Origin of the sequence: Metabacillus herbersteinensis (assembly GCF_042433335.1) — a bacterium.
Classification (GTDB): domain Bacteria; phylum Bacillota; class Bacilli; order Bacillales; family Bacillaceae; genus Metabacillus; species Metabacillus herbersteinensis.
In genome coordinates this window covers 36,109-60,823 of the sequence record NZ_JBHLVO010000006.1, presented here as the reverse complement: position 1 = coordinate 60,823, position 24,715 = coordinate 36,109, and the positions used below count along the sequence as shown (strand labels likewise).

The window sequence follows — 24,715 nt, the reverse complement described above, 5'->3', positions numbered from 1 at the left end:
GACCGCCTCCTATCTTTGATTTCTATATAATTCGATTCTGAAAGTGCAATAACTAGAATGGTTATTTAAATTTTTTCCCTACTATAATCGAAATGCTTAATCACTAAAAAGTGGGGTGACCATAATCCTAATAAGCTCCTTCACTTATTCTTTTATCAATTTATCTAATCTATTAAACATCACTCTACCAATTCGACAAAATCCGGGTGTTGTTAAGCAATCAATCCTTCTATAAATGTAAATTTTTATCACCCTTTATACCTATACATAATTAACCAATACTTAAAAGTAGATTCATACATATTTGCTATAGTTAAAATTGAGAGATGTAAAGAATTTAAAGTGCCAAGCGATTGCAATTCTATTTATCTTTCATTTTAGTCAAAGAAGGAAAAAAGAGAGGAGAATGGGAATGATACGAAAGTTGTGGATGAATGTTTTACTTGCTTCATTGGTAACAGTTCCAATGGTTCCTTCATTACATGCAGCATCTGAGTCAACTTCTGTTGCTCAAGCACGGTCAACATCCTCAGATAGAACCGAACCGGTAACATTTGTAGGCCCAGCCGGGAAAACGCTAGTTTCAGACCAAAAAACAATGCCTATTGGTCCTGGCATTGAGCTTACTAGTTTTGAGAGGTTTGATGCTCGTGGCTGGTTAAATGGTGAAATGATGTCAGTGGAGTTGGCAAATGAATACGTTTCCTTAGGCCTACTTTATCCTGGTGCCATTTCATCAGCGAAGCCATTATCCGAAATGGCCAAGACAGCAGGAGCAATAGCAGGAGTTAACGGTGATTTTTTTGATATTAACAATACGAAGGCACCACTTGGTTCAGTCATTCAAAACAGTCAGTTGTTAAAAGGTCCTGAAGGGTCACATACATTAACCGCTGGTATTGACAGTAACGGAATTGGACGGATCGCGAATCTTTTATTAGATGGATCCATTTCTCTTCCAAATGGCAAGTTCCCGCTTGCAGCCTTCAATCAATATGGAATTCCAACTAATGGAATTGGCTTATACACTTCGGCATGGGGTTCGAAGCAAAGACCATCAAGTTCCACCTCTATATATGAAGTAGCCGTTCAGGACGGAAAGGTTCTTAACGTTTCCAATCAGCCAGGAAGTGGTCCTATTGGGGAAAATACCCTTGTATTGGTCGGCCGAGAAGAAGGGGCAGAAGCTTTAAAGGCCTTATCTATCGGTGATGAAGTATCTGTAGATTATTCACCAAAAGTTGATGGAAACACACTCATGTCATTTGCCATTGGAGGCAATATCAAGCTACTTGAAAATGGACAAGTCCCTTTAAATTTGGACGATACTGTTACAGCTCCAAGAACAGCGGTCGGATTTTCAGAAGATGGCAAAAAAATGTTCCTAGCAAGTGTTGACGGACGTCAAACAGATAGCCGTGGGATGACATATAAAGAATTAGCAGAATTAATGAAGGAATACGGTGCATACAATGTGTTGAATTTGGATGGCGGCGGTTCAACAACAATGGTTGCACGTAAACCTGGTAACGAAAATGCTGAAGTCGTCAATCAACCATCTGACGGGTTTGAACGATCGGTTCCTAATGGAATTGGGCTGTTTGCTAAACCTGGAAGTGGAGAACTTAAAGGATTTAAGGTTGAAACAGTTTCAGAAATAAAAAACGGTAATCGTGTATTTCCAGGGTTGTCTAGAACCTTTAAGAGTCATGGATATGATGAAAATTACGCACCAGTTGATGCTGGGAACATAACTTGGCGTGCACTTCCTTCAGATGTTGGTTCGTTCGAAAAAGACAGTGTTTTTCGTGCGAAAAAATCGGGTTCGTCTCTTGTAGAGGCAAAATCGAAGTCTGCTAAAGGGACAATGAATATAACAGTCATCGGAGAGTTAGAACGTATTGAAGCAACTCCTTCACGTTTAGGTCTTGAAATGGGGGTACAAAGAGACTTTTCTTTGATTGGTTATGATCAAAACGGTTATACGGCACCGGTTGAACCACAAGATGTCAATTTGGAGTATGATGCATCCGTTGTAGCCATTACAGAAAACAAAGATGGTGGTTTTACCGTCGTTCCAAGAGAAGAAGGAGGATCTACACTTATTACCGCTTCAGTACAAGGTCATAAAACATATCTTCCTGTTACAATTGGTCTTGCAACTAAAAAAATGTCTGATTTTGAAAAGATATCAGATTGGTCTTATACAAAATATCCTGCAGCTGTAAACGCAGCAATGGATACAGTAGAAGGAAAAACCGGAAAAGGATTGGAACTCAGTTATGATTTTTCAACAACGACTGCTACTCGAGCAGCTTATTTGCAAGTAAACCCTATGCTTGAGCTTCCAGGAGAAGTGCAAAAAATTGGATTATGGGTATATGGGGATGGCAACGGCGCTTGGCTGCGAACAGTCGTCAGAGATGCGGCAAACACTAGTTATACGCTAACATTAGCAAGCGCAGTCAATTGGACTGGCTGGAAATACGTTGAAGCATCTGTTCCTAATGGTGTCCGTTACCCTCTTAAGCTGTGGCGGATTTACCCTGTAGAAACGGACAGAAACAAGCAATATACCGGAAAAATGATTTTTGATGATCTTATTGTAAAAGTACCACCAACAATCGATGTTCCTGAACAATCTCAATCACCTGACCCTCTCATTATTCAAAACGGAGAACTCGGGAATAAACAATGGACCTTTGCTGTTCTTGCAGATAGCCAGTTTGTTGCAAAATCACCTAATAGCCAGCAAGTACAAATGGCTCGAGAATCTCTACGTGAAATTGTAAAAGCGAACCCAGATTTCCTTGTTATCAATGGAGATTTCGTAGATACTGCCTGGAAGGAAGACTTTGATTTAGCCGAGCAAATTTTAGAGGAAGAAGTAGGCGATAAGCTACCAATCTATTATATTCCCGGCAACCATGAAAGAATGGGGCCAGGTACATTAGAAAATTTCATCAATGTTTATGAAAATAATCGTTACATTTTTGACCATAATGGAACAAGATTTATTTTGCTTGATTCTTCTACAGGGAGCTATCGAACAAGTGATTTTGAACAATTAATAGACTTGAAAAAATCTCTTGATGAAGCTGCTGCTGATCCCTTGGTTAAAAATGTTGTCGTCATGGCTCACCATCCGACACGCGACCCACTTCCGACAAAAAACAGCCAACTTAGCGACCGAAAAGAATCAGGATTACTTGAGCAATGGCTTACTCACTTCCGTAAAACTTCCGGTGGAAAAGGTGCATTGTATATTGGTGGACATGCGCACACCGTTAATGTAGAACGTGTTGAAGGAGTACCATACATGGTAGTGGGGCCAGCTGGAAAAATCCCTTATGGGCCAGCGGATGAAGGTGGATTTTACTCATGGACCTTGTTTGGTGTTGATCCAACATCGGGACCAGACAAAGCATTTGGACCTGAAAAAGCTGCAGAACATAGCCAAGCATCTAATGTAAGTTGGATTCAGGCTGAAGTTCGACCAATGTTGGAATCCATTACAATGGAAACACCAAGTACAATTAATGCCAGCGAAACCGTGAAAATCAAGGCTTTAGGTCACCAAGTAGGAGATCTCACCATTCCCCTCCGTTACCCTGCAACGGTAACATGGAAAGGAAGCGATAATGTCTTTGTTGGCACAGATCGCAAGCTCGAACAAGCTGAAGCATCAGGACAATACGATGCCCTTTTCAATCCATTAACAGGTGAACTGAAAGCTCTTCATACTAGTAACATAACATTGAAAATTGAAGCAAACGGGACAATCGCTGAAAAAGAAATCGTTATTAAATAGTGGTTGTTACAAAACATGACGCTTGGAGTTTTTCCAAGCGTTTTTCCATTTATATCTATTGAAAAGTTTAATCGATTTTTTTGCAGTAAGGGTCGGAGTAAAAGTCAATCGTGTAAACGAACCCATATAAATTCATTCTTAACCTCAGGGGGATAGGCGAGAATACTTGGCCCCGTTCTTCATTTAATACTTAATTCATTCTTTATAATATCACTAGTGTTCTTGTATATATTTATTGCTTTTTGTCACCTTTGAGCGATAAATCGAGGAATTATGGAAGATTATGTTTGTGAGATTTAATGAATACGATTGTTTTCTGGAATCTAGCAAGTCTATAGTTCTAATTAGTTAGAATACCCATAATTATCTTCTAATATATTAGAAATGCACGGCGAAACATGTGCCCGAAAGAAGAAATAAGGATTTATAAATTATTCATTTCTAATTAGTTAGAATACCCAATAGATAAACCTAACTAAAGTAAGCATTACTCTCATTGGCACAATTGTTGCACTAAATATATAGAAGGAAGGTATAAAAAGTGTTTGGTTTTCATGTTATACATTTCCAAATGAATTTATGAAAGCGGTTAATTACTCATATTGGAGGAGATATTGTGATAAAAGGTAGAAGTAAATTCTTAAGGAGTAGTTTTTTCATTACAGTATTATTAGTATCTATGTTTCATCTTTCAGCTTTTGCAGGTAATGACAAAAAGGCTGGAAACGTTTCTCCGCCTACATCGTCCCACCCAACAGGGCAATATTATAAAGACCAAGAACTAACGTTACACACTAGTACACCAGGAACTAAAATTTATTATACAACAGATGGTAGTACCCCATCGAAAGAAAGTAATTTATATTCTGGCACGATCACAATTAAAGAAGATATAACAATTAAGGCCATGGCAGTACGTGGAAACGTAAATAGTAACGCACTGGAGGTAAGTAATGATAAAACACATAGTAAAGTGGTTACATTTACTTATGATTTTGTGACAAGACAGGAAATTGCTGACCAGTTTTTAAGTTTCACATATAATTCCATGCCGTATCGTCTTTATGTTCCAAAAGATTATGATCCAAACGTATCATATCCACTTGTATTATTTTTACATGGCGGAGGTGAACGTGGACTTGATAATCAAAAACAGTTACTAGCCAATGACGGTGCCGTTATTTGGGCAACTCCCGAAAACCAGGCCGAACACCCTGCATTTGTTTTAGCACCTCAAGCACGAAATGTCCATGATGGTGGATTTGGTGTTACAAGAAATTCGAATAATGTTATTGATCTAAGTAATGTATTTGAATTTTCTAAAGACCTTGGTACTGCACACGAGATTTTAAACAATGTCGTTAAACAATACAACATTGATAAAAAGCGCCTTTATTCCACTGGGTTATCACAGGGTGGATTTGGTACATTTAATTTAAATATTGCTTATCCTGATCTTTTCGCTGCGATGATCCCAATCGCAGGTGGCGGTGACCCTAGTACGGTGCATGTACTAAAAGATAAGCCTCTTTGGGCTTTTCATGGTGAAGATGATGCTGTAATTTCAGTTGACTTTTCTCGAAATGCAATAACTGCTATTAAAGCAGCAGGAGGAAATCCAATTTATACTGAATATCCTATAGAAATGGGATATAATCATGCTTCGTGGGTTCCCGCATATGAAAATAAAGATATGATTGAGTGGATGTTTCAGCAAGTTAATCGATGATCTATTAAAAGAAAAAATGTTGTACCAATGTCTGGGGTTTCACCAGCACAACAATACCCCTCTTGATAACAAGAGGGGTGTTGTCAATGTTATACGTATAAGTAATAGTCTTAAATAACACCTGTAACAAGTGCAACAATTGTCATTACGATTGTTGTTCCAAATGCCCACTTAAATATAAACCTTTGATGATCTCCTAATTCCACTCTGGCCAATCCAATTAGAAGAAATGTTGATGCAGTTAATGGACTTAACGGAAACCCTGTTGTCATTTGTCCCAGAATAGACGCTCTTGCCATTTCTATTGGTGCAACCCCGTACATTACAGCAGATTGGCTTAATACTGGCAATACACCAAAGTAATATGCATCTGGTGTAAATAGTAGACTGATAGGCATACTAATAACTGCAACTAAAAGTGCCATAAAACTACCAGTACCCTCAGGAATAATATTAACCATCGCTAATGCCATTGCTTCAATCATGCCTGTTCCATTCAGAATACCAGTGAAAACACCCGCTGCAAAAATAATCGAAATAACGGTTACCATCCCTACAGCCTGACTTTTTACTTGTTCCTGTTGATCATCAGGCTTTGGATAATTAATTAGTAAAGCAATGACAAATGCAACCATAAAGACGGTTGGTAGTGGTAACCATACCTTTATTAAAGCAACAAGTGTAATAATTGTTACCAGTAAATTTACCCAAAACAGCTTAGGTCTTCTCATATTTCTTTCTTCTTCTTCTAATTCCTGTTGGTGATTATATTCCATATCTGTAATCCCTAAACGTTTTCTTTCTCTTTTCCCAAGGATATATGCAACAAACAGTACCCAGACAATCCCCGCAAACATTGCTGGAAGAAGCGGTGAAAAAATGTCCATCGGATCTAATCCTAGGGCGCTTCCCGCTCTCGCTGCCGGACCACCCCAAGGCATAATATTCATTACTCCAGCACCTAATGCAACTACTCCAGCAAGTACCAGTCGACTTATTCCTAGTTTTTCATATAAGGGTAAGAGTGCTGGTATTGTAATTAAAAATGTGGATGCCCCAGATCCATCAAGATGTGTAAGCATAGCAATAATAGCTGTCCCAATAACAATTTTTAATGGGTCACCTTTCACCATTTTTAATACTTTCGAGATAATGGGATCAAACAAACCAGCATTGTTCATTACACCAAAAAATAAGATGGCAAACCCTAACATTATTCCTGTTGGGGCAACACTTTGAATACCTTCAAGCATTAAAGGACCTATTTCAGATCCAAATCCTCCAATTATTGCAAAAACTAACGGAACTATAATCAAGGCAACAATGACAGAAACCCTTTTAGTTAAAATTAAGAAAAGAAAGATAGTAATCGTTAAAAAGCCTAAAGCCGCTAACATAAAATCCCTCCTATATTATAAGTCTATAATTAAAACGCTTACATATTTACCACTTACACCAGGTTTGCTAAGTTAATTTCCATCTCAAGTAATGCGCTACTTAAGCTTTTTCCATGCGTATCTAAGGCAAGTGAGGTTGTCACACCACCTAGTAAACTATTTTTACAAACAAAATTAAAAGCTTTTATTGAAGGAACCTCATACCTCACAACCTCACCCTTAATAATGTCTTTTAGGTGCTCCTTTAATTTGTCAGCTGTAACCTCTTTTTTTAGCCATTCATAATCGTTTTCATTGTAGGGAATAAGCGATAAATTAGATGTATTTCCCTTATCACCAGCTCGACTGTGAGCGATCTCATATAATTTTATTTTGCTGCTTTTCATCTCGATACACCTCCACTTTCACTTGCTTATCAACTAGTTCTCTAGGGAGGAAGGTAGATACTACTCCAATACATTCAGAAACTCGCTTTCTAGCTCCACCGCCTCCGTACGGTCCATTTGTGTATAATGCCTCGACTTCATTCCCTATCCTTCTTGCATCTTCTTCGTTCTTGCATAATGCTGCAGCTCGGAGCCTTATTTCATAAGGATAGCTATCACCAAAACTTGTTCGATGAATCGATGATAGTCCAATAAGGTCAATCCGTAAATCTGCTATTTTGCTTGATAACCGTCTTTTTAATATATTCTCTGCTAATCTACCTCTTTCAACTGCAGAAGAACCAGCATAGGATATTTCTCCTTCACTTAAGTACCCGGCATTGTAACCAATTGATACCTTATAGTGGCTAGGCTTTTTATAGCCTGTTCCTCCAGTAACCTTTACTTGGTTAGGGGCAATCTCTGTTAATACAACGTTTGAGAAATCTGCTGTCACATCAGGTGTTAAATATTGACTCGGATCGTGAACCTCATAAAGTAATTGTTCTTTCACTGTTTGAAGATTTAGTATTCCACCAGAATTAGCTGTTTTATTTATGATTGCGCTTCCATTTTTATCTACTATTGCGTAAGGAAAACCTAAATCTTCTAGATTAGGAACCTCTTTTTTTCCTACATCCGCATAATATCCTCCTGTTATCTGTCCAGCACATTCCAGCAAATGACCAATTACTGTCCCTTGCCCAATCTTTTCATAATCATCAATAGACCATCCGTAGTAATGTATAATAGGTGCAAGAAACAGCGATGGATCTGCAACTCTACCAGTTATAATGATGTCTGCTTCTGTTTTTAATGCTGGCAGTAGTGCTTCTACGCCAAGGTAAGCATTTGCAGAAATAATTGTTTTATAATCTTTTACTTTATTTGAGTTTTCAAGAATATTATCTTCATCATTAAGTACTTGTAAAACATCGTCACCTATAACTACTGCAACCGTACAAGATATATTCAGTTCATTAGCTATGTCTATGATTTTATTTGCAGCTCCAACTGGATTTGCCGCGCCCATATTGGAAATTATTCTAAACCTTTTCTCATCTAGAATTGGAAGTAATGAGTACATTCGCTCACCCAATAGAGGATCATACCCTTTGTTTGGGTCGTTTTTCTTTTCTTTCTGTGCAATAGCAATGGTTCTCTCTGCTAAACATTCTAATATGAGATAATTCAAATCTACATTCCTGGCTAAATCTATTGCAGGTTCAAGCCGATCACCTGAGAAGCCAGCACCACTTCCTATTTTCAGCATAGTTCCACCTCATCTTTGCAAGATTTGTCACTGTCATAATATTCTTAGAGATTCACTAATTAATAACGTAGCTTCTGTTTTTTCCTCCACTTCTTCCAAGGTTACTCCATTCTGTGTTTCAACCAGTACCATTCCACCTTCCTATATAAGCAATTTTTATGCCAATAAAAAAACGCCTGTTCCTGGCGTTTTGTGGTTTAGACTTTCTAACTTTTTAGAATTATATTTATTAAGGTACCTTACTATTTTTCAAAATTAATCTTTTCTTGCTTTTGAGACTAGATGAATATGAATTCTAATAAATTAGAAGGTGTTTCTAGATAGTTAGAACACTAAGATTACTCAATTTTCAACTTTTTCATTTTATTATATAACGTTGCTAAAGATACCCCTAGTTCTTTTGCGACTTTTTTCTTCCCTTCTACTTCATAGCCATAATTGTCCAAGCTCTCAAGGATACACTTACGTTCAACTTCTGCTGTTATTTCTCTCAAGGCACGATTTCTATGATTATTGAGTTGATTGCTATTTCCTTTTTTATTCACAATTGCATTAGGTAAATGTTTGGGTAGGATTTCTCTTCCATCAGTCATGCAAACAGCATACTCTATTGTATTTTTTAATTCACGGACATTTCCTGTCCATTCATGATTTTGTAATAGATACAATGCTTCTTCACTTATTGTGTAGTAGCTTGCTCCATCTGCTTTTGATAAGTTTCGATTCGAGATGCCAAGAATATAATGAATAATATCTGGAATGTCTTCTTTTCTCTTATGAAGCGCTGGGATTTGGATATTTAATACATTCAAACGATAAAATAAATCTTCTCGAAATAGTCTTTTTTCAATCATCTGCTGAAGATTCCTATTTGTTGCAGCAATAACTCGTACATCAATGTGTTTTTCTCTAGTTTCTCCTACTCGTCGAATCGTTTGCTCTTGTAAAACTCTAAGTAATTTTGCCTGTAGTTCATATGATAGCTCACCAATTTCATCTAGGAAAATCGTTCCACTATTTGCAATTTCAAATAATCCAACTTTCCCACCCTTTTTTGCCGTAGTAAAAGACCCTTCATCATAACCGAAAAGCTCACTTTCAATTATGGAAGATGGAATGGCCGCACAGTTTACTGGGATAAAGGGTTTATTAGCACGTGGACTTTCATTATGGATGGATTGTGCAAATAGTTCCTTTCCTGTCCCACTTTCTCCAATGATAAGTACAGATAAATCTGAATCAGCAGCTCTTCTCCCAATATGAATAACTTCCTTTAACCCTTTATCTGATCCAATAATCTGGTCAAAGGTATATTTAGCTTGATAAAGAGAACCAATTTTATTTTTTAACTGATTTAATTTCTTTTGATTTTTTTCAAGCTCTTGTGATAATTTATGTACCTCTGTTAAGCCCTTACAAATTGAAACAGCACCGACTGTTTCTCCATTCAAAATAATTGGGGCCATATCAACAACATATTCGGTGACTCCTTCTTTCCTATAAATACCGACTCTTTCTTTTCGATCCTTTAACGTTTCGACTAACAAAGCTTTGGGCCTTACATCTCGAAGTCGCTTTCCTACAATATTCTCCGGTGCAACTCCAGTTATTTTCGTATATTCTGGGTTTATCATTCGAACAACTTCATTTTTATCAATCACCAAAACTCCATCGTGAATTGCTTGTAAAGTAGCAACTAACCAATCTAATTGCTGATCGGTCGTTTGTCCTTCCATAAAATCCATTGTATGATAAGTCATTTTATCTCCCTTTTTGGTAGTGTTATTGAAAATACTTTTTGCAAACTCGGACTATCTGCAAGTATCTTATTGGAAATTGTTATTCTTTTTTAAAATTCTCTAAGTTAATATAGTAATCCTGCTTAAACTAAAAAGAGCATTTCAGGAGAGTCGGCTTTTTTGAAAGGAAGATGAAGCCACTTCCCTTGAAGAATATATTCACTCTTTCATTATCAGTACTATTAAATATTCCATCTTAAAACCCAAGGAATCCGGTATATTACCTTACTCTTTCTAAAATAACTTAACATAATCTCTGAAGATGAAACATCATTCTAGTAAAATTCTGTATTCCATTTTATCCGAAACTCATATATAATAAAATTTAAATTGAATAGAAATAACTAGGGGAGTCCAATAAGTTGGGCTGAGAGAGAAGCACGTTGAAGTTTCTTGACTCTTGGGACCTGATCTGGCTCATACCAGCGTGGGGAAGTTAGAATAATCATCAATGCAACACTACTTCTGCATATACTAGCCGGGTCCACCCATTTATGGGCCCGGCTTTTTTGTGTACTTCTACAAGCTTTTGGTATGTTCTGTATCTCGTCCTTTATATTCAAAAAAAAGGAGAGATTTATTATGTCAACGACTTCATTAAACGAACAAAACATTTCCATCATGTCTAGTTTTCCAGGTAGTAAAAAAGTATATGTAACAGGTTCAAGACCTGACATTAAAGTACCAATGCGTGAAATTGAGTTAAGCCCGACAACTGGTACATTTGGAGAAGAGGAAAACCTTCCATTACGTGTGTATGATACAAGTGGTCCTTATACGGATCAAAATTATTCAGTTGATATTACAAAAGGTCTTCCTGCGATTCGAAGCACATGGATTCATGAACGTGCAGATGTTGAGGAATATGAAGGTCGAGAAATTAAGCCTCAAGATAATGGGTATAAAGATGAAAATGATCCTCGTGCCAATCATAGTGTGTTTCCTGGTTTAAAGCGCAAACCATTGCGTGCAAAAAAAGGGGGAAATGTCACACAGCTTCATTATGCAAAGAAGGGGATTATTACTCCTGAGATGGAATTTATCGCATTAAGGGAAAATATGAAGCCTGAATTTGTCCGTGATGAAGTTGCAAAAGGTCGAGCAATCATTCCATCTAATATTAATCATCCAGAGTCAGAACCTATGATAATAGGACGTAATTTTCATGTTAAAATTAATGCGAATATTGGCAACTCGGCTGTTTCATCTTCCATCGAAGACGAAGTTGAAAAGATGACATGGGCGACACGCTGGGGTGCTGATAATATTATGGATCTATCAACAGGAAAAAACATACATACAACAAGAGAATGGATTATTCGAAACTCATCTGTTCCTGTAGGAACCGTGCCAATTTATCAAGCACTTGAAAAAGTAAATGGTGTTGCTGAAGATCTTACATGGGAGGTTTACCGTGATACCTTGATTGAACAAGCGGAGCAAGGTGTTGATTACTTCACGATCCATGCAGGTGTTCTTTTGCGATATGTTCCGTTAACAGCAAAACGTTTAACAGGCATTGTATCTCGCGGTGGATCTATTATGGCTCAATGGTGCCTACACCACCATAAAGAAAGCTTTTTATACACTCACTTTGAAGAAATTTGTGAAATAATGAAATCTTATGATGTTGCATTCTCTTTAGGAGATGGTTTACGTCCTGGGTCTATTGCAGATGCGAATGATGAAGCACAATTTGCAGAATTAGAGACTCTTGGAGAGCTAACAAAAATTGCTTGGGCGCATGATGTACAGGTGATGGTTGAAGGACCAGGACACGTACCAATGCACCTAATTAAAGAAAATATGGATAAACAACTAGAAGTCTGTCAGGAAGCACCATTCTACACACTTGGACCTCTTACAACTGATATAGCTCCTGGTTATGATCACATTACATCTGCTATCGGAGCTGCAATGATTGGATGGTATGGTACCGCTATGCTTTGTTATGTAACGCCAAAGGAGCATTTAGGTCTACCGAATAGAGATGATGTACGTGAAGGAGTTATTACTTATAAAATTGCCGCACACGCTGCTGATTTGGCAAAAGGACATCCAGGAGCACAAAAGAGAGATGATGCCTTATCAAAAGCTCGTTTTGAATTCCGTTGGAGAGATCAGTTTAATTTATCTTTAGATCCTGAACGTGCAATAGAATATCATGATGAAACTTTACCTGCGGAAGGTGCAAAAACAGCTCATTTCTGTTCAATGTGTGGGCCGAGTTTTTGTAGCATGAGAATCTCTCAAGATATTCGTAATTATGCGAAAGAAAATAATCTTGATACAAAGGAAGCTATTGAAAAAGGTATGAGGGAAAAGGCTGAAGAGTTTAAGAAATCTGGGGGCAACATCTATCAGTAATATTCTTGGGAGGTTATGCGGATGAATGTCCAAAAAATTGAAGAGGAAATAACCCAAATGAAAACGAATCTTGTTTGTTTGGAGAAACGTTTAAAAGAGATTCAACGAAATTGTGATCACCATTTTGAAGAAAATCAATATTACGAAAAATGTAAGATGTGTAATAAAGTAAATGTATTCTATTATTAACTGTAAAAGGGGGCAAAAGTCAGTTAAACTGACTTTTGCCCCCTTTACCTGTACTTTTTCTTTAATATATTGAAAACCTTATAAAAGCAAGGATTCAACAAAGAATATCAATGACAATTGGATTTTTTTAAATCGAACAAGTGAGACACGACCTTTTCTTCTTTTTCAAACTTAACTCCAGCTTTTTACTTGTCTGTTTTACTTCGCTTCTTCCACTATCCTACCAGTTGAACAGATCCCAAAGTATCACATGAATAGCTTATATAAATCTACTTAACAAATCCTTCTTAGAAGCAGTAAATAGAAAAAAATCTCTAAAGAACGGAGACTTTTATGGAAATATCCTATATATGGTGATTTTGGGGTGCTATCATTGCAATTTTGATAATTAGTGGTGCTTGGCAAATTTTTATAGAGAGAAGGAAGAAACGAACTAATCAATAATATTCAATATAATGATCAAAAATACTTATCGACACCGACATTCTTTGACAAAATTTCTTATCAAATATGTTTTATACTAATATCTATCTTTGGAGTTTCTTGGAGGTTTTTGGGTTAAAATGACTAATTTGATATTGGAAAAAGGAAATCAACAAACCGTAGTGTATGTATTAGATCGATTTATAAAGGCTGAAATAGAAAGTAACCAAATAATTGCTATCACTCGAACAATGAAAAATAATTTTGGAGTGACTACAGAGGACGAAGCAGAAAAATTGGTTAAGTGGTATTTAACATCATTGGGTTATCTAACGGTAGATTAATATCTGCCGTTTTTATTATTTACTTCTTAAGTCGATAAACTCGCTCGTTTTTATACTGTATGCTCTACTCATTCTTATTTGAGTGCAAGGTTATTTGATTATAAAGAACACAAGCCTTTAATAGCCGTACCAAAAAAGACTTTAAAATTCATCTTCTGAATTTTAAAGTCGTCTATTCAATGGTTCAGTTGCTATATAGTCCTGGTTTTTAATTCAGCAGTTTCAATATTATTTTTAAATTCACCATAAATATCGCCATGTTCTCTTCAGCCTAATACTTCCTGAATAAGGAGCATTTAAGTATTTTAAAAGTTTTTATTTCGATTACGCAAGAATGTAGGAGTATCTAACGATTCTTCTGGTTGTTGCGGTTGATGATCATAATCTCGAACTGGTTTTTCACGCCTTATCGGTTCGCGTCTAGGTGATTGTGACTGTGGTTTATCTCTAAAATTACAGGAAGAAGGTTTTAATGATGGAATCTCTTTTTCATCGAAGCCGGTAGCGATGACAGTTACCATAATTTCACCTTTAAAGTTTTCGTTAATGACAGAACCGAAGATCATGTTTAATTCCTCGTCTGTAGCAGAAGAAACAACATCTGCTGCCTCTTGTACTTCATATAGACTTAAATTGGTGCCACTAGTAATGTTCATTAGTACACCTTGAGCTCCATCGATGGAAGTTTCAAGTAGCGGACTAGAAATGGCTTTCTTTGCAGCTTCAGAAGCGCGACCTTCACCTGAAGCTATACCAATGCCCATTAAGGCAGATCCCTTATAGGACATAATCGTTTTCACGTCAGCAAAATCCAGGTTGATTAAACCTGGTACAGCAATTAAATCCGAAATACCTTGTACACCCTGGCGTAGGACATTATCCGCTTCACGGAATGCCTCAATCATTGGTGTAGTTTTATCTACAATCTCCAATAAGCGATCGTTTGGAATCACAATTAATGTGTCCACTGCTTCCTTCATTGAGGCAATTCCACCTGCAGCTTGAGTTGCACGCTTACCGCCTTCGAACTTGAACGGACGTGTTACAACACCAATAGTTAGAGCACCAAGATCACGGGCGATTTGAGCAATTGCAGGCGCTGCTCCTGTTCCTGTACCACCACCCATTCCGGCTGTAACAAATATCATATCTGCACCTTTTAATGCTTTTTGGATTTGCTCTTTGCTTTCTTCCACTGCTTTTCTACCTACTTCTGGATTTGCACCTGCTCCTAAACCTCTTGTCAGTGTTGTGCCGATTTGCATCTTGATTTCTGCTTTTGATAGATTAAGAGCTTGTGCATCTGTATTAACAGCAATAAATTCTACGCCCTGAACTCCGTCCTCAATCATACGGTTAACGGCGTTGTTTCCCCCGCCGCCAACACCGATTACTTTAATCGTGGCAAATTGGTCTACACTATTATCAAACTGTAACATTATAGTTCCTCCTAATTTCGTTTTACCTTGGATTTTCTGAAGAACTTCTTCATCTTACAGTTTTAATTTTTTCCTTTGTTTTGGCTTAGGCGGTTGCTGAATGACTTGGATGATCACCTATTTAGTCTTTTTTATCTTATTGCGCCGTTTATATTGAGGACATTATCAAACAGTTGCTTTTTTGATTGCAGTTCAATTCTATTAGCATTATTGAAATAGCATCTGCCCACCGCCATATATCTTTTTTTACTTGTTTCTTCTATTATAAACTATTTTGATAACGCTTCTGATATTTAAGCCTTTGGGCGGCAAAGTATTATGCCTCTTTGCAAGGATGCATCAATTCTGTGTCGAAGAGACTCGTTTACGTTAGTTATCTTAGGGTTACTCAAACGGACGACCCGTTTCCATTCAAAATAGACTTCTTAACAATAACAAAAAACAAAAACGTTTATCGATCACACAGATAAGTCATGCATAAAACAGAATAAGGCACATTATATATACACTAGCACGGAGAGAACACTATTTATATACTGGAGGTTATAGTGTGGTAAGGAAATGGTTATTCATATCAGAAAACAGCGAGATATCACCTAATCCAAACAATTTGGATGAATAGGAAAACGAGGGAGGTAGGATAGCAAGGCTTATGGAATAAAATAAAAATCAAAAAGCCCTTAAATTGAAATGAACTATTTTTTTAAAATCATCTATCACAAATATATCCTTATCTAAAATTTCTTGTTCAGCTGTAGCTCCATAAACCAAATCAAAAGGGAAGAAGTGTTAACCTCTCCCCTTTTGATTTGGTATTGTCCATTTTTCTCAAAATTACTTCATCATTGATATAACCATTTTAAGAAATAAAATTTAATTCCTCCGTTAGCCGTAGGAATTTCTCCTTGTTTCTATACTGTAACGACTTGTCTATTTCCTTAAGAATTTGCTCTATTCGGAAATCACGAAGGGCTTTGTCTAACACCATTTTAGCATATAGAGAATTTAAGATTTTCATTTCAGTTTGTTGTGGTGCATTAAGCAAAAACTTTTCCATAGGAAATCTACTCCTTGGTCTTTTTTCTACCACACTAAAAATATGAGACTATTCAAAGATTAAGCTTTTAGCTTTTTTATCGGAGTTACAGTTTCTGGTCTGAAATTGGAAAAACTAATCACTATCTTCATTCCGCTAAAATCTTGTCAAAGCATAAAAAAGGAGAATATAACTAACCTTTTCCTTGTATCGGCCCCACCTACGCCAAATACTATGACGGCCACACGTGCCATCCAACCCATTATCATTAAACTAAAACCGTTTACATTTGTTAAGACTAATAGAATCAAAGTTTCGAATCGGGTTAACCTACAAAAAGAGTTCATTATTATTTCGTGCGTGTCACTAAAGATTTTGTCCTTTTAGATATGATGTAAATATATAGTCATTTTTTATACCTTTTAATCATAAGGAACAAGGAGAACATTCTATAAGGGGTTGGGATTTATGCGAACAAGCTACAGAAAATGGACAGAATATCCTTACCAAGGAGAGACAGTCCCACCTAAAGGTTCTCCAGAAGCAGGGTATTGGCCGATGTTTTTTATTTCAAGGGGAAGTAACAATGATTTCTTAGACCCCTTTCATCAACCTATCAATTGGAGAATTAAAAATCCTAATGCTATTGATTGGGAAAAGGAGCTATTCATTGTAGAGCAAGCATCAAAATCATTAACTCCTCAACAGATACGCATAGCACAATATTGGGGAACAAGTGAGTTAACCGCGAAAATTACTACTATGATTTTCAGTTTAGCTGAAAAGTATAAGCTAGGATCACCGAATGTTGCCAGATTGCTAGGATATTTCCACGCTGCTATAAATGACGTCTTTGTTATGACGTGGTTTTTTAAATATCTTTGGGATGTGGCACGTCCAAATCAATATGGCATAAACCTATCTACTGTGTTGTTCACTCCTCGTTTTCCATCCTATCCTTCTGCTCACGCTACTGTGGCGGGTTGTGCAGAGGTAGTATTAAGTTATTTCTTTCCACAGGAGTCATCTGGAATAAAAACAGTAATGGACGAAAGTGCTCAATCCCGATTATACGCTTGTGTACATTTTAGAGTAGATAACGATGAAGGCTTAAGGTTAGGCAGGCAAATTGGAGAGATGGTTGTAAAGTTAATAAGGGCACAAAGTCTATAAAAAGTGTTTATCACCACCAGTTATGTTAGGTCAACACAAAAAGAAGTAACCGCCCCAGCCTCTCCAAGGTAAATGGGTAGTTACTTCTCTTTTGTGTATACTTATTACTTGGTTAGCCGCTCACTTTGCGGCATGTATTTGCCTGATCAGATGTTGTCTTAACATCTGATCTCTTTTTATTCTTATCTAAATTATAATAAAATTATACCAATTCAATAGAGTATAAAATGAGTATCTTTAACCATGTCCGTATCTCATACTGTATATTCTCTGAATGAAAAGCAGAAGAGTTTACGTATAACTCTTCCTTTATCACCGATAAGCCGGAACCATGATTGACCAACATAAAAAGGGTTTGAAATAATCTTATCTACGATGTGAGAGATACGATCATTTGCTTCCTGATTTTCAATTTTAGTTTTACAAGATAGAGATAAAACAAAATACGATTTATCACTTTCAAGTTCAAGTACTTGAAGGTTATAAATCTCTTTCTGAGTATTATTGAATTCTTCTAATACCTTTTCAATACTTTCTTTTACTTCTACCTCATATTTATTTGCTTCTCCCCAGTTTGATAAAAGAGAATCATATAGTGACAACGTAAGGATATAATGTGTGGCATATTCTTGAGGATCAAATTCTTTATTAACTTTTTGTTCTTCCAAAGGGTAAATAATAAACTCTTTATAGTTAGCAAAAAAATTTCCATTCATATTACTTACCTTCTTTCTTTAAAATGATACTATTCTAAACGTGTGACTAAAAATTAACATTAACTTGTTAATTCTCTTTATTAGGCGCTAAACCCTTTTCAGAAATGAAAGTTAGTTAAAAATTTTCATATTCAGCATTTAAAAATCCCTACCTCCTTCAATACTACTAGTTCGATAAAGTCTATGGACATCAACGAACGTTCATAAATGATTTTTGGACTTTTATGAACGAGAAAAACATCAATTTCTTATGAATTGATTCGTACAAAATATATAGAAAAAGTATGTTTTATTTTATTACTCTCTCAAATTACCAATTTAAAGTGTTTGAATAGTCCGAAAATGGTTAGTATAATAGAAAAAAGGTCAAGGAGTTGATTTCTTATGGAAAAGAATTTGTTTAATTCACCACAACCTGAGGTAAATATCATGGATTCTCTATTTGCTGAAATGGTGTTCGACAAAGCCCTCCGTGATTTCCAAAAAAAGAAAATACAAAAGAAAATCGACCAGTCCTTACTAGACAGAAACAAAAGAGAATTCCTTCGATTAATCGAGGAATTAAAGAACATTTCTTAATTGTTGTATGTAAATGGGAAATAAAGTTAAATATAATCGAAGTTATAAGAAGCAAGGAAGCCCAATCTAATCCTTTTAGATCTGGGCTTCCTTGCTTGTATGTTCCCCATTTGTCGAAAAGGCATCTCTGGCTAAAAGCAGATGATTTTTTTTGTGTTTCTTCTATCCTTTTTTACAATAAATCCCTTACAAAAAAGTACTGTATAGTCTATGCTTTTTAGTTTACATAATCCACTTATAAGCAGTATAAAAGTGAATATAGTAACTCCTTTAAATGATTCCGAATCTTGAATTTCTATTGCGTTCCGGGTAGTTTGAGCTTCAAACAGAAGAACTTTCAGGTTTAAACTTGTTACGAATAAATGCGACACATAACAATAAAATCGGCACGATAATTTGTAATGGGATATGTAAATAGATTGTAATAAACTCCCTCGAAAAACCTACATGAGTAACAAAATTGGTTGTGTACAGAAGCGATAGGGAAGGAATAATGGTTCCCAATGCGAGCAAAACAGAGCGATACTGTCTTAATTTAAATAATTCCGCAATACCCAGAGCTGCACCAAACGTCCAACCACCAACTTTAAAGAACACCCCTGCTACCATTAATAAAATAATCAATACATCAAAACGTTCAAGAAAATCTGCAATAGAAACCATCCGTGTAACTCTAAAAAGTGGGAAAAAATTAATACTGTAAATTTCAGGACCTAAAACAGATAGGTTCATGATTGAATTAAAGGTTAACAAAATACCCCCAATCAAAATTACAGCGATGCCCACCTTTCTAGCATTCTGTTTTTTGTTTAGAAATGGGAAAAACATTGTAATAATAATTGTTTCTCCAAAAGGGAAAGTAAGACGATACGGAAAAACGTCTTTTAATACCGGCTTTACACCATTACCTAATACAGGAGTAAGATTATCAAGACTGAAAACTTCAACACTTAATAAAAGAATCCAAATGACAATAAGTGCAATTATATAAACTGGAAAGATAATTTCCCCCATTCGCCCAAAAGTCTCAACTCCACCCCGAAGACAATAAATCATGAGCACCATAAAGCTCCCGATTACAACAGCTATAGGGGTTTCAATTAAGATTGATGAGACAATCAATTCCCCGAAATCTCGACAAGCAGTTGAAGCGAGTAAAGAAAAGTAGGATATATATATTAAAATTATTGGAAATGCAAGATACTTCCCGACGATTTTTGGGATCATTTGGATTAATGTGTCACCTGGGTAAAACTCAGATAATTTGGTATAGATTAACATTAATATCAAGCCACAAAACATGCCTATTAAAATTGTTAGCCAAGCATCCTGTTTTGCATCTGCTCCTAACCCATAAATCATCGCATTACCAATCTCAAAACCAATGATCACATAAAAAAGTTGGAGTGCACTTATTTTTTCCTGTTTCATAATCGTCTCCCTAGAATGAAAAAGCTTTCGATTATTCCAAATCTTATTTTTGTTTATTATTACCAAGTTCGATCTCGTTATGCTAGTTTCAAGAACTCAACTTATCACATGAATACGTTATAAAAATCTAGTTCACATAACGCTTACTTTAGGAAGTATGAAAAAGCGAATCCCTTGATATAGAAGGGTTTCGCTTTTTTTGTTTTTTTATCGTTTATACAAGTTTTTATACCTCGTTGATAAATCTCCTGGAGAAGCCTCACAACTGCATAAAAAAGTACCCTTTATCATCTTCCAAATGTAATAATAAAAGCATCACTTGTTGAAGTAATGCCACCCATTGTTGAAGAACAGATCAGGCAAAGTTTTATTTATGGAACGGTAAAGATCACAAATAAGTAATTTAAATTTTACTGCTTGTCCCTCTAAAATATGCCTGTGGACACCCACTAATATCTTAGAATGAACAAAAGCGCAAGCGCCTTGGTCAGCCCCGACAAGCATAAGACGATTCTAAATTGAAGGCGTTCTTTGCCTTCAATTTAGAATTGACTTATGACCTCGAGGGGCTAGGCGCTGGCAGTCAAAGACGCGACGTCCTGTCGCATTGACTGCACTAGCACGTCCTGTGCGTCGGAGCTGGATGCAGAAATGTTATCCACAGTTTGAAAATTTTATAATTTCCTAAACGAAAATAAAACAAGCTAGACACACCTTCTAGGTATACCAAGCTTGTTTTATTAAATCAATTAACCTTCGATAGCCTTTCACTTCGCAATAGGGATGCTACAGAACTATCAATCTCTTCCATTATTGCTTTCTTTGTCCATGATGTTTTATAAGTAGCACTATTATTTAAGTAGATATAAATGGCCCTTAAATCTTTAAGTGTAAATTTGTTTTTCTCTGTCTTGGTAAGGTCTTTCCAGCTGGAAATGAGTTCTTCGTTACTCTTTAACATTTTTGTAGGTAATTTAAATTTATATTTTTTTATTATTTCTACCGGTAAGACTTTGTTTTGTATATCTTTTAGGTACTCTTCTCCGGAGAATTCAATCTTACTATTATTTTTTATAGGAACTTCTTTACCACTTAGAAAATCCCCTTTTATCGCTAACATCACTTCTTCTAATACTAGAATGTCTTTCTCCATATGCTTTTTATCTACAGCCTCTAGTATTCTTTTACATTTTGTTAATGTTTTTATTACTTGTGCTTTGTTCAATTCGTCACCCCGATTACATTTGGGTTTAGATCGTACATTATTTCTGTTGCTAATTCCTCGTATTTTCTTTGTTCCATGCTTACTTGGCCATTGGACATTGCTTCAGATATGTTGTTTAGATCTTTAATAACTGTATTGTATAATTTCACATTGCGGATCTAAATCAATCAACAAAATCTTATAATGTTCAGCTAAGTAATGGGCCAAATAGTATACACTTGTTGTCTTTCCCACCCCACCTTTATAATTTCCGACAAATATTTTCCGTGCTCGCCCCATCGATGACCACCTCTGTTGTTTACTTACTCTTATATATATAATAGGGGGAACTTGTTTATATTCATGTGAGGGGGACGTTATAAAAAAGTGCCTGTCACTGACCACTAAGGGGATTATGTGCATTGTTTACTCTAGAATAGAACGTATGTTTCTTTTCATCTAGGAGTATGTTAAAAATAGTGATAAAATAATGGTAGCAATTACATAAGCAGGTTGGTGGTTAGCCACTTCCATTGAAGGGAGATGGGAAAGATGCCGAGATTTGAAGCGATATCTATTACACTACTTCAAACTTTATTTTGATTGGTGTTTTAAGTATTGTCATTATGATTCTTCATCAACACTCAACACAAAAAGAAGTAACCGCCCCAACCTCTCCAAGGTAATTGGGTAGTTACTTCTCTATTGTGAATACTTATTACTTTGGTTAACCGCTCACTTTGCGGCATGTATTTTCCTAATCGGGTGTTCACACCACCTGATCTTTTTTATTCTTATCTTTATAATAAGTAAAGTATACCTTTTATCAAGGACTCGCAACATAAAAATCGCTGTAGAGCCCTAAGTATATCGATTAATATTTGACAAATCCCGAGTGGTGATACCAGACACTAGAACAACTTCCTACTTCCCCTCAGCTTCCCATCTCGCAACTTCCTTTCGAACCTTTGGCGCTACCTCTTTTCCTAGCAACTCAATCGCTTTCATCACATCTTCATGAGGCATCGTGCCAACTGGGACATGCAGCATAAAGCGAGTGATGCCAACGTTCTTTCGAAGGTGAATAATTTTTTCAGCTACCGTATTCGAATCGCCTACGTACAATGCTCCTTCAAATCTACGCGCTGCATCAAAGCTTGATCTGGTATAGGCTCCCCATCCACGCTCTCGTCCTAATTTGTTCATGACTGCTTGAGTCGATGGGAAAAATTTGTCGGCAGCTACTTGAGTTTCTTCTGCAATGAAGCCGTGCGAATGGGATGCAACTGGTAACTTAGATACATCATGCCCTGCATGTGCGGCTGCCTTCTTATACAGTTGGACGAGCGGTTCAAACTGAAGTGGACTTCCACCAATAATCGCTAATACCAGTGGCAGTCCAAGAATACCTGCGCGGACGACGGATTCGGAATTTCCACCACTACCAATCCATACGGGTAAAGGATTCTGAACAGGTCGAGGATAGACACCTAAATTGTGTATGGCCGGTCGATGGCCGCCTTTCCAAGTTACTTTCTCAGACTCTCGTATTTTTAATAACAACTCCAATTTTTCTTCAAACAATTCATTGTAGTCATTCAAATCATACCCAAACAATGGGAATGATTCGATAAAAGAACCACGGCCAGCCATGATCTCTGCTCGACCGTTCGAAATCCCATCAAGCGTAGCAAAATCCTGAAAAACACGCACTGGATCGGCAGAAGAAAGCACCGTTACCGCACTTGTCAGACGGATTCGTTTCGTCTGAGATGCAGCAGCAGCCAACACAACGACAGGATTAGACGCGGCAAAATCTTCCCGATGATGTTCGCCCACACCAAAAACATCCAGCCCTACCTGATCGGCAAGTACAATTTCCTCGACAACTTCACGTAACCGCACGGCATGACTTATCACTTCACCTGTTTGAACATCCGGTGTTGTTTCTACAAACGTGCTTACACCTATCTCCATTAAAAGTTCCTCCTACTTTTGCTTTTATGTAGTTCAGATTATAACAAAATTAATTTATTGACTAATAATTATTACATGAATAGTGACTACTTTTCGATTCAATCTAATTTATGATACAACAGGAAAATACTAGGTATATGATACTATTTTTGTTGCAATTAAGCACGGATAAAGCACTAAATATATGAAGTGAGGTAACCAGATGCCATCTATCATTCTACTCATACTAATCTTACTTGCTTAACCTGGCTCAAAAAGCAAAACTACCCCACATTAAAAGGTAAATTCGGTGAATGGCAAGTCCTCCATTCTGTTGTGGTATTCAGTAATCAAGACACTTTAAAATTTAAGAAGTCTTTCATAAACGCAAAAGTGATAAAACGAAGCAATTTGGTTCATACAATTCATCATAAACCCCTTACCAATTTTGTTTCACCAACAGAACTTCATGACATTAAAACGAAGATATCATCCTTACATATTGAAGATAAAAAAGTAAAAAAGATCAAAGAGAAGAATCATAAGACAGAAGTTCAAAGCAAAATTCTTCTGCAAAAACAAAAGGTGAGCAATGGAGAATGTCCTCGTTGTGGGAATCGGTTGGTTAGTAGAAAGGGAAAAATGGTGATTTTAATGGCTGCAGTGGGTTTCCAGGGTGTCGGTATACGGGTTAATTCGCTGTATAGATAACCAAGATCACTTTATACGATTGTAATTTTTGTGATTTCCGCTTAGCTTTTTCCTTCTTTGTTTGCAGTATGCGAACGCGTGTTCCTTTTTATCTAGTAGTTTGTAAAAAATAATGATAAAATAATGGTAGCAACTACATAAGCAGGTGGGCGGTTAGCCACTTCCCTTAAAGGGAGGTGGCAAAAGATGACAACATATGAAGCGATATCTGTTGCACTATATTCAAACTTAGTTTTGATAGGTGTTATAACAATTTTCATTATGTTTAGTCAAAACAAAAAGAAGTAACCAGCCCATCCTCCTGACCAAGGTATATGGGTAGAAACTTCTTTTTGTGATACTTATCTACCTTGCTTGGGCTAGCCGCTCATTTTGCGGCATGTAATTGCGGTGATCAGGTGTTAGCGCACCTGATCTCTTTTTATTCTTATCTAAATTATATAGAGTTTATACTTGTTTATCAAGAAGTAGGTACGAACCGAGTGAAATCAATTATTAGTAAAACTCCCCAACACTAAGCTTCTTAAACAAAAGGAAGTAACTCGCCCGCCCTCGACCAAAGGATAGCGGGTAGTTACTTCTTTTCTTTGTAAATACTTATTAAATTGTCAGCCGCTCACTTAGCGTCAAGTAGTTGCCTGATCAGATGTTGCATAGACTTCTGATCTCCTTTTATTCTTATCTAAATTAGAATAAAAGGAGATCAAGTCACA

20 protein-coding genes and 1 riboswitch are annotated in these 24,715 nt (G+C 36.6%); of the genes, 8 read left to right on the top strand and 12 right to left on the bottom strand.

The genetic code is table 11. The annotated features are described in order from the left end of the window. Window positions 1–412 precede the first annotated feature (412 nt). Complete coding sequence (locus ACFFIX_RS09880; protein WP_378933246.1) at window positions 413–3,811, top strand: phosphodiester glycosidase family protein; 3,399 nt, start codon at window positions 413–415, stop codon at window positions 3,809–3,811. Window positions 3,812–4,427: 616 nt separating this feature from the next. Beyond that, window positions 4,428–5,540 (top strand): chitobiase/beta-hexosaminidase C-terminal domain-containing protein, encoded by a 1,113-nt coding sequence (locus tag ACFFIX_RS09875; protein WP_378933243.1) that lies wholly within the window; start codon window positions 4,428–4,430, stop codon window positions 5,538–5,540. 110 nt (window positions 5,541–5,650) lie between these two features. Here ACFFIX_RS09875 and ACFFIX_RS09870 read toward each other — a convergent pair whose 3' ends face one another. From ACFFIX_RS09870 to ACFFIX_RS09855, 4 genes are all read right to left on the bottom strand, one after another. Beyond that, the gene (locus tag ACFFIX_RS09870) at window positions 5,651–6,937 is read right to left on the bottom strand and encodes a CitMHS family transporter (RefSeq protein WP_378933240.1); all 1,287 of its coding nucleotides are present in this window, start codon (window positions 6,935–6,937) and stop codon (window positions 5,651–5,653) included. A gap of 53 nt (window positions 6,938–6,990) precedes the next feature. Next, on the bottom strand, window positions 6,991–7,323 hold the full coding sequence (locus tag ACFFIX_RS09865; protein WP_378933237.1) for an AtuA-related protein: 333 nt from the start codon (window positions 7,321–7,323) through the stop codon (window positions 6,991–6,993). Continuing rightward, a complete protein-coding gene (locus tag ACFFIX_RS09860) occupies window positions 7,295–8,635 on the bottom strand; it encodes an acyclic terpene utilization AtuA family protein (protein WP_378933234.1) in 1,341 nt (446 codons plus the stop codon). The genes ACFFIX_RS09865 and ACFFIX_RS09860 overlap by 29 nt, the downstream gene beginning before the upstream one ends. A 338-nt stretch (window positions 8,636–8,973) precedes the next feature. Beyond that, a complete protein-coding gene (locus ACFFIX_RS09855; RefSeq protein WP_378933232.1) occupies window positions 8,974–10,380 on the bottom strand; it encodes a sigma-54 interaction domain-containing protein in 1,407 nt (468 codons plus the stop codon). 390 nt (window positions 10,381–10,770) lie between these two features. After that, a riboswitch (TPP riboswitch) is annotated at window positions 10,771–10,885 on the top strand. A 131-nt stretch (window positions 10,886–11,016) separates the two neighbouring features. On the opposite strand from ACFFIX_RS09855, the gene thiC reads away from it, so the two are divergent. The 3 genes from thiC (at window position 11,017) to ACFFIX_RS09840 (ending at window position 13,757) form a co-directional block, all read left to right on the top strand. After that, entirely contained in the window at window positions 11,017–12,801 is a 1,785-nt protein-coding gene (gene thiC / locus ACFFIX_RS09850; RefSeq protein WP_378933229.1) for a phosphomethylpyrimidine synthase ThiC, read from the top strand. A 21-nt stretch (window positions 12,802–12,822) separates the two neighbouring features. Next, a complete protein-coding gene (locus ACFFIX_RS09845; protein WP_378933226.1) occupies window positions 12,823–12,990 on the top strand; it encodes a serine protease in 168 nt (55 codons plus the stop codon). A 563-nt stretch (window positions 12,991–13,553) separates the two neighbouring features. Then, entirely contained in the window at window positions 13,554–13,757 is a 204-nt protein-coding gene (locus tag ACFFIX_RS09840) for a hypothetical protein (RefSeq protein WP_378933223.1), read from the top strand. Window positions 13,758–14,062: 305 nt separating this feature from the next. Here the strand turns inward: ACFFIX_RS09840 and ftsZ are convergent, their stop codons facing one another. Both ftsZ and ACFFIX_RS09830 read right to left on the bottom strand, forming a co-directional pair. Further along, window positions 14,063–15,196 carry a cell division protein FtsZ gene (gene ftsZ, locus ACFFIX_RS09835; RefSeq protein WP_378933219.1) on the bottom strand — a complete coding sequence of 378 codons (1,134 nt, stop codon included), beginning with the start codon at window positions 15,194–15,196 and terminating at the stop codon, window positions 14,063–14,065. An 859-nt stretch (window positions 15,197–16,055) separates the two neighbouring features. Continuing rightward, window positions 16,056–16,253 (bottom strand): IDEAL domain-containing protein, encoded by a 198-nt coding sequence (locus ACFFIX_RS09830; protein ID WP_378933216.1) that lies wholly within the window; start codon window positions 16,251–16,253, stop codon window positions 16,056–16,058. 447 nt (window positions 16,254–16,700) lie between these two features. On the opposite strand from ACFFIX_RS09830, the gene ACFFIX_RS09825 reads away from it, so the two are divergent. Then, complete coding sequence (locus ACFFIX_RS09825) at window positions 16,701–17,405, top strand: vanadium-dependent haloperoxidase (protein WP_378933213.1); 705 nt, start codon at window positions 16,701–16,703, stop codon at window positions 17,403–17,405. A gap of 254 nt (window positions 17,406–17,659) precedes the next feature. On the opposite strand, the gene ACFFIX_RS09820 is transcribed toward ACFFIX_RS09825, so the two are convergent. Further along, on the bottom strand, window positions 17,660–18,121 hold the full coding sequence (locus tag ACFFIX_RS09820; protein WP_378933209.1) for a hypothetical protein: 462 nt from the start codon (window positions 18,119–18,121) through the stop codon (window positions 17,660–17,662). 384 nt (window positions 18,122–18,505) lie between these two features. Between ACFFIX_RS09820 and ACFFIX_RS09815 the strand changes: the two genes are divergently transcribed. Continuing rightward, complete coding sequence (locus ACFFIX_RS09815) at window positions 18,506–18,700, top strand: IDEAL domain-containing protein (protein ID WP_378933207.1); 195 nt, start codon at window positions 18,506–18,508, stop codon at window positions 18,698–18,700. A 321-nt stretch (window positions 18,701–19,021) separates the two neighbouring features. Here the strand turns inward: ACFFIX_RS09815 and ACFFIX_RS09810 are convergent, their stop codons facing one another. From ACFFIX_RS09810 to ACFFIX_RS09790, 5 genes are all read right to left on the bottom strand, one after another. After that, entirely contained in the window at window positions 19,022–20,131 is a 1,110-nt protein-coding gene (locus tag ACFFIX_RS09810; protein ID WP_378933205.1) for a GerAB/ArcD/ProY family transporter, read from the bottom strand. A 745-nt stretch (window positions 20,132–20,876) separates the two neighbouring features. Continuing rightward, window positions 20,877–21,356 carry a hypothetical protein gene (locus ACFFIX_RS09805; protein ID WP_378933203.1) on the bottom strand — a complete coding sequence of 160 codons (480 nt, stop codon included), beginning with the start codon at window positions 21,354–21,356 and terminating at the stop codon, window positions 20,877–20,879. Further along, window positions 21,353–21,505 carry a hypothetical protein gene (locus ACFFIX_RS09800; RefSeq protein ID WP_378933589.1) on the bottom strand — a complete coding sequence of 51 codons (153 nt, stop codon included), beginning with the start codon at window positions 21,503–21,505 and terminating at the stop codon, window positions 21,353–21,355. Before ACFFIX_RS09800 ends, ACFFIX_RS09805 begins: the two co-directional genes overlap by 4 nt. Beyond that, window positions 21,480–21,635 (bottom strand): ParA family protein, encoded by a 156-nt coding sequence (locus tag ACFFIX_RS09795; protein ID WP_512700167.1) that lies wholly within the window; start codon window positions 21,633–21,635, stop codon window positions 21,480–21,482. The genes ACFFIX_RS09800 and ACFFIX_RS09795 overlap by 26 nt, the downstream gene beginning before the upstream one ends. Window positions 21,636–22,259: 624 nt before the next feature. Further along, a complete protein-coding gene (locus tag ACFFIX_RS09790; protein WP_378933200.1) occupies window positions 22,260–23,312 on the bottom strand; it encodes an LLM class flavin-dependent oxidoreductase in 1,053 nt (350 codons plus the stop codon). Window positions 23,313–23,702: 390 nt separating this feature from the next. On the opposite strand from ACFFIX_RS09790, the gene ACFFIX_RS09785 reads away from it, so the two are divergent. Continuing rightward, entirely contained in the window at window positions 23,703–24,002 is a 300-nt protein-coding gene (locus tag ACFFIX_RS09785; protein ID WP_378933198.1) for a hypothetical protein, read from the top strand. Window positions 24,003–24,715 lie beyond the last annotated feature (713 nt).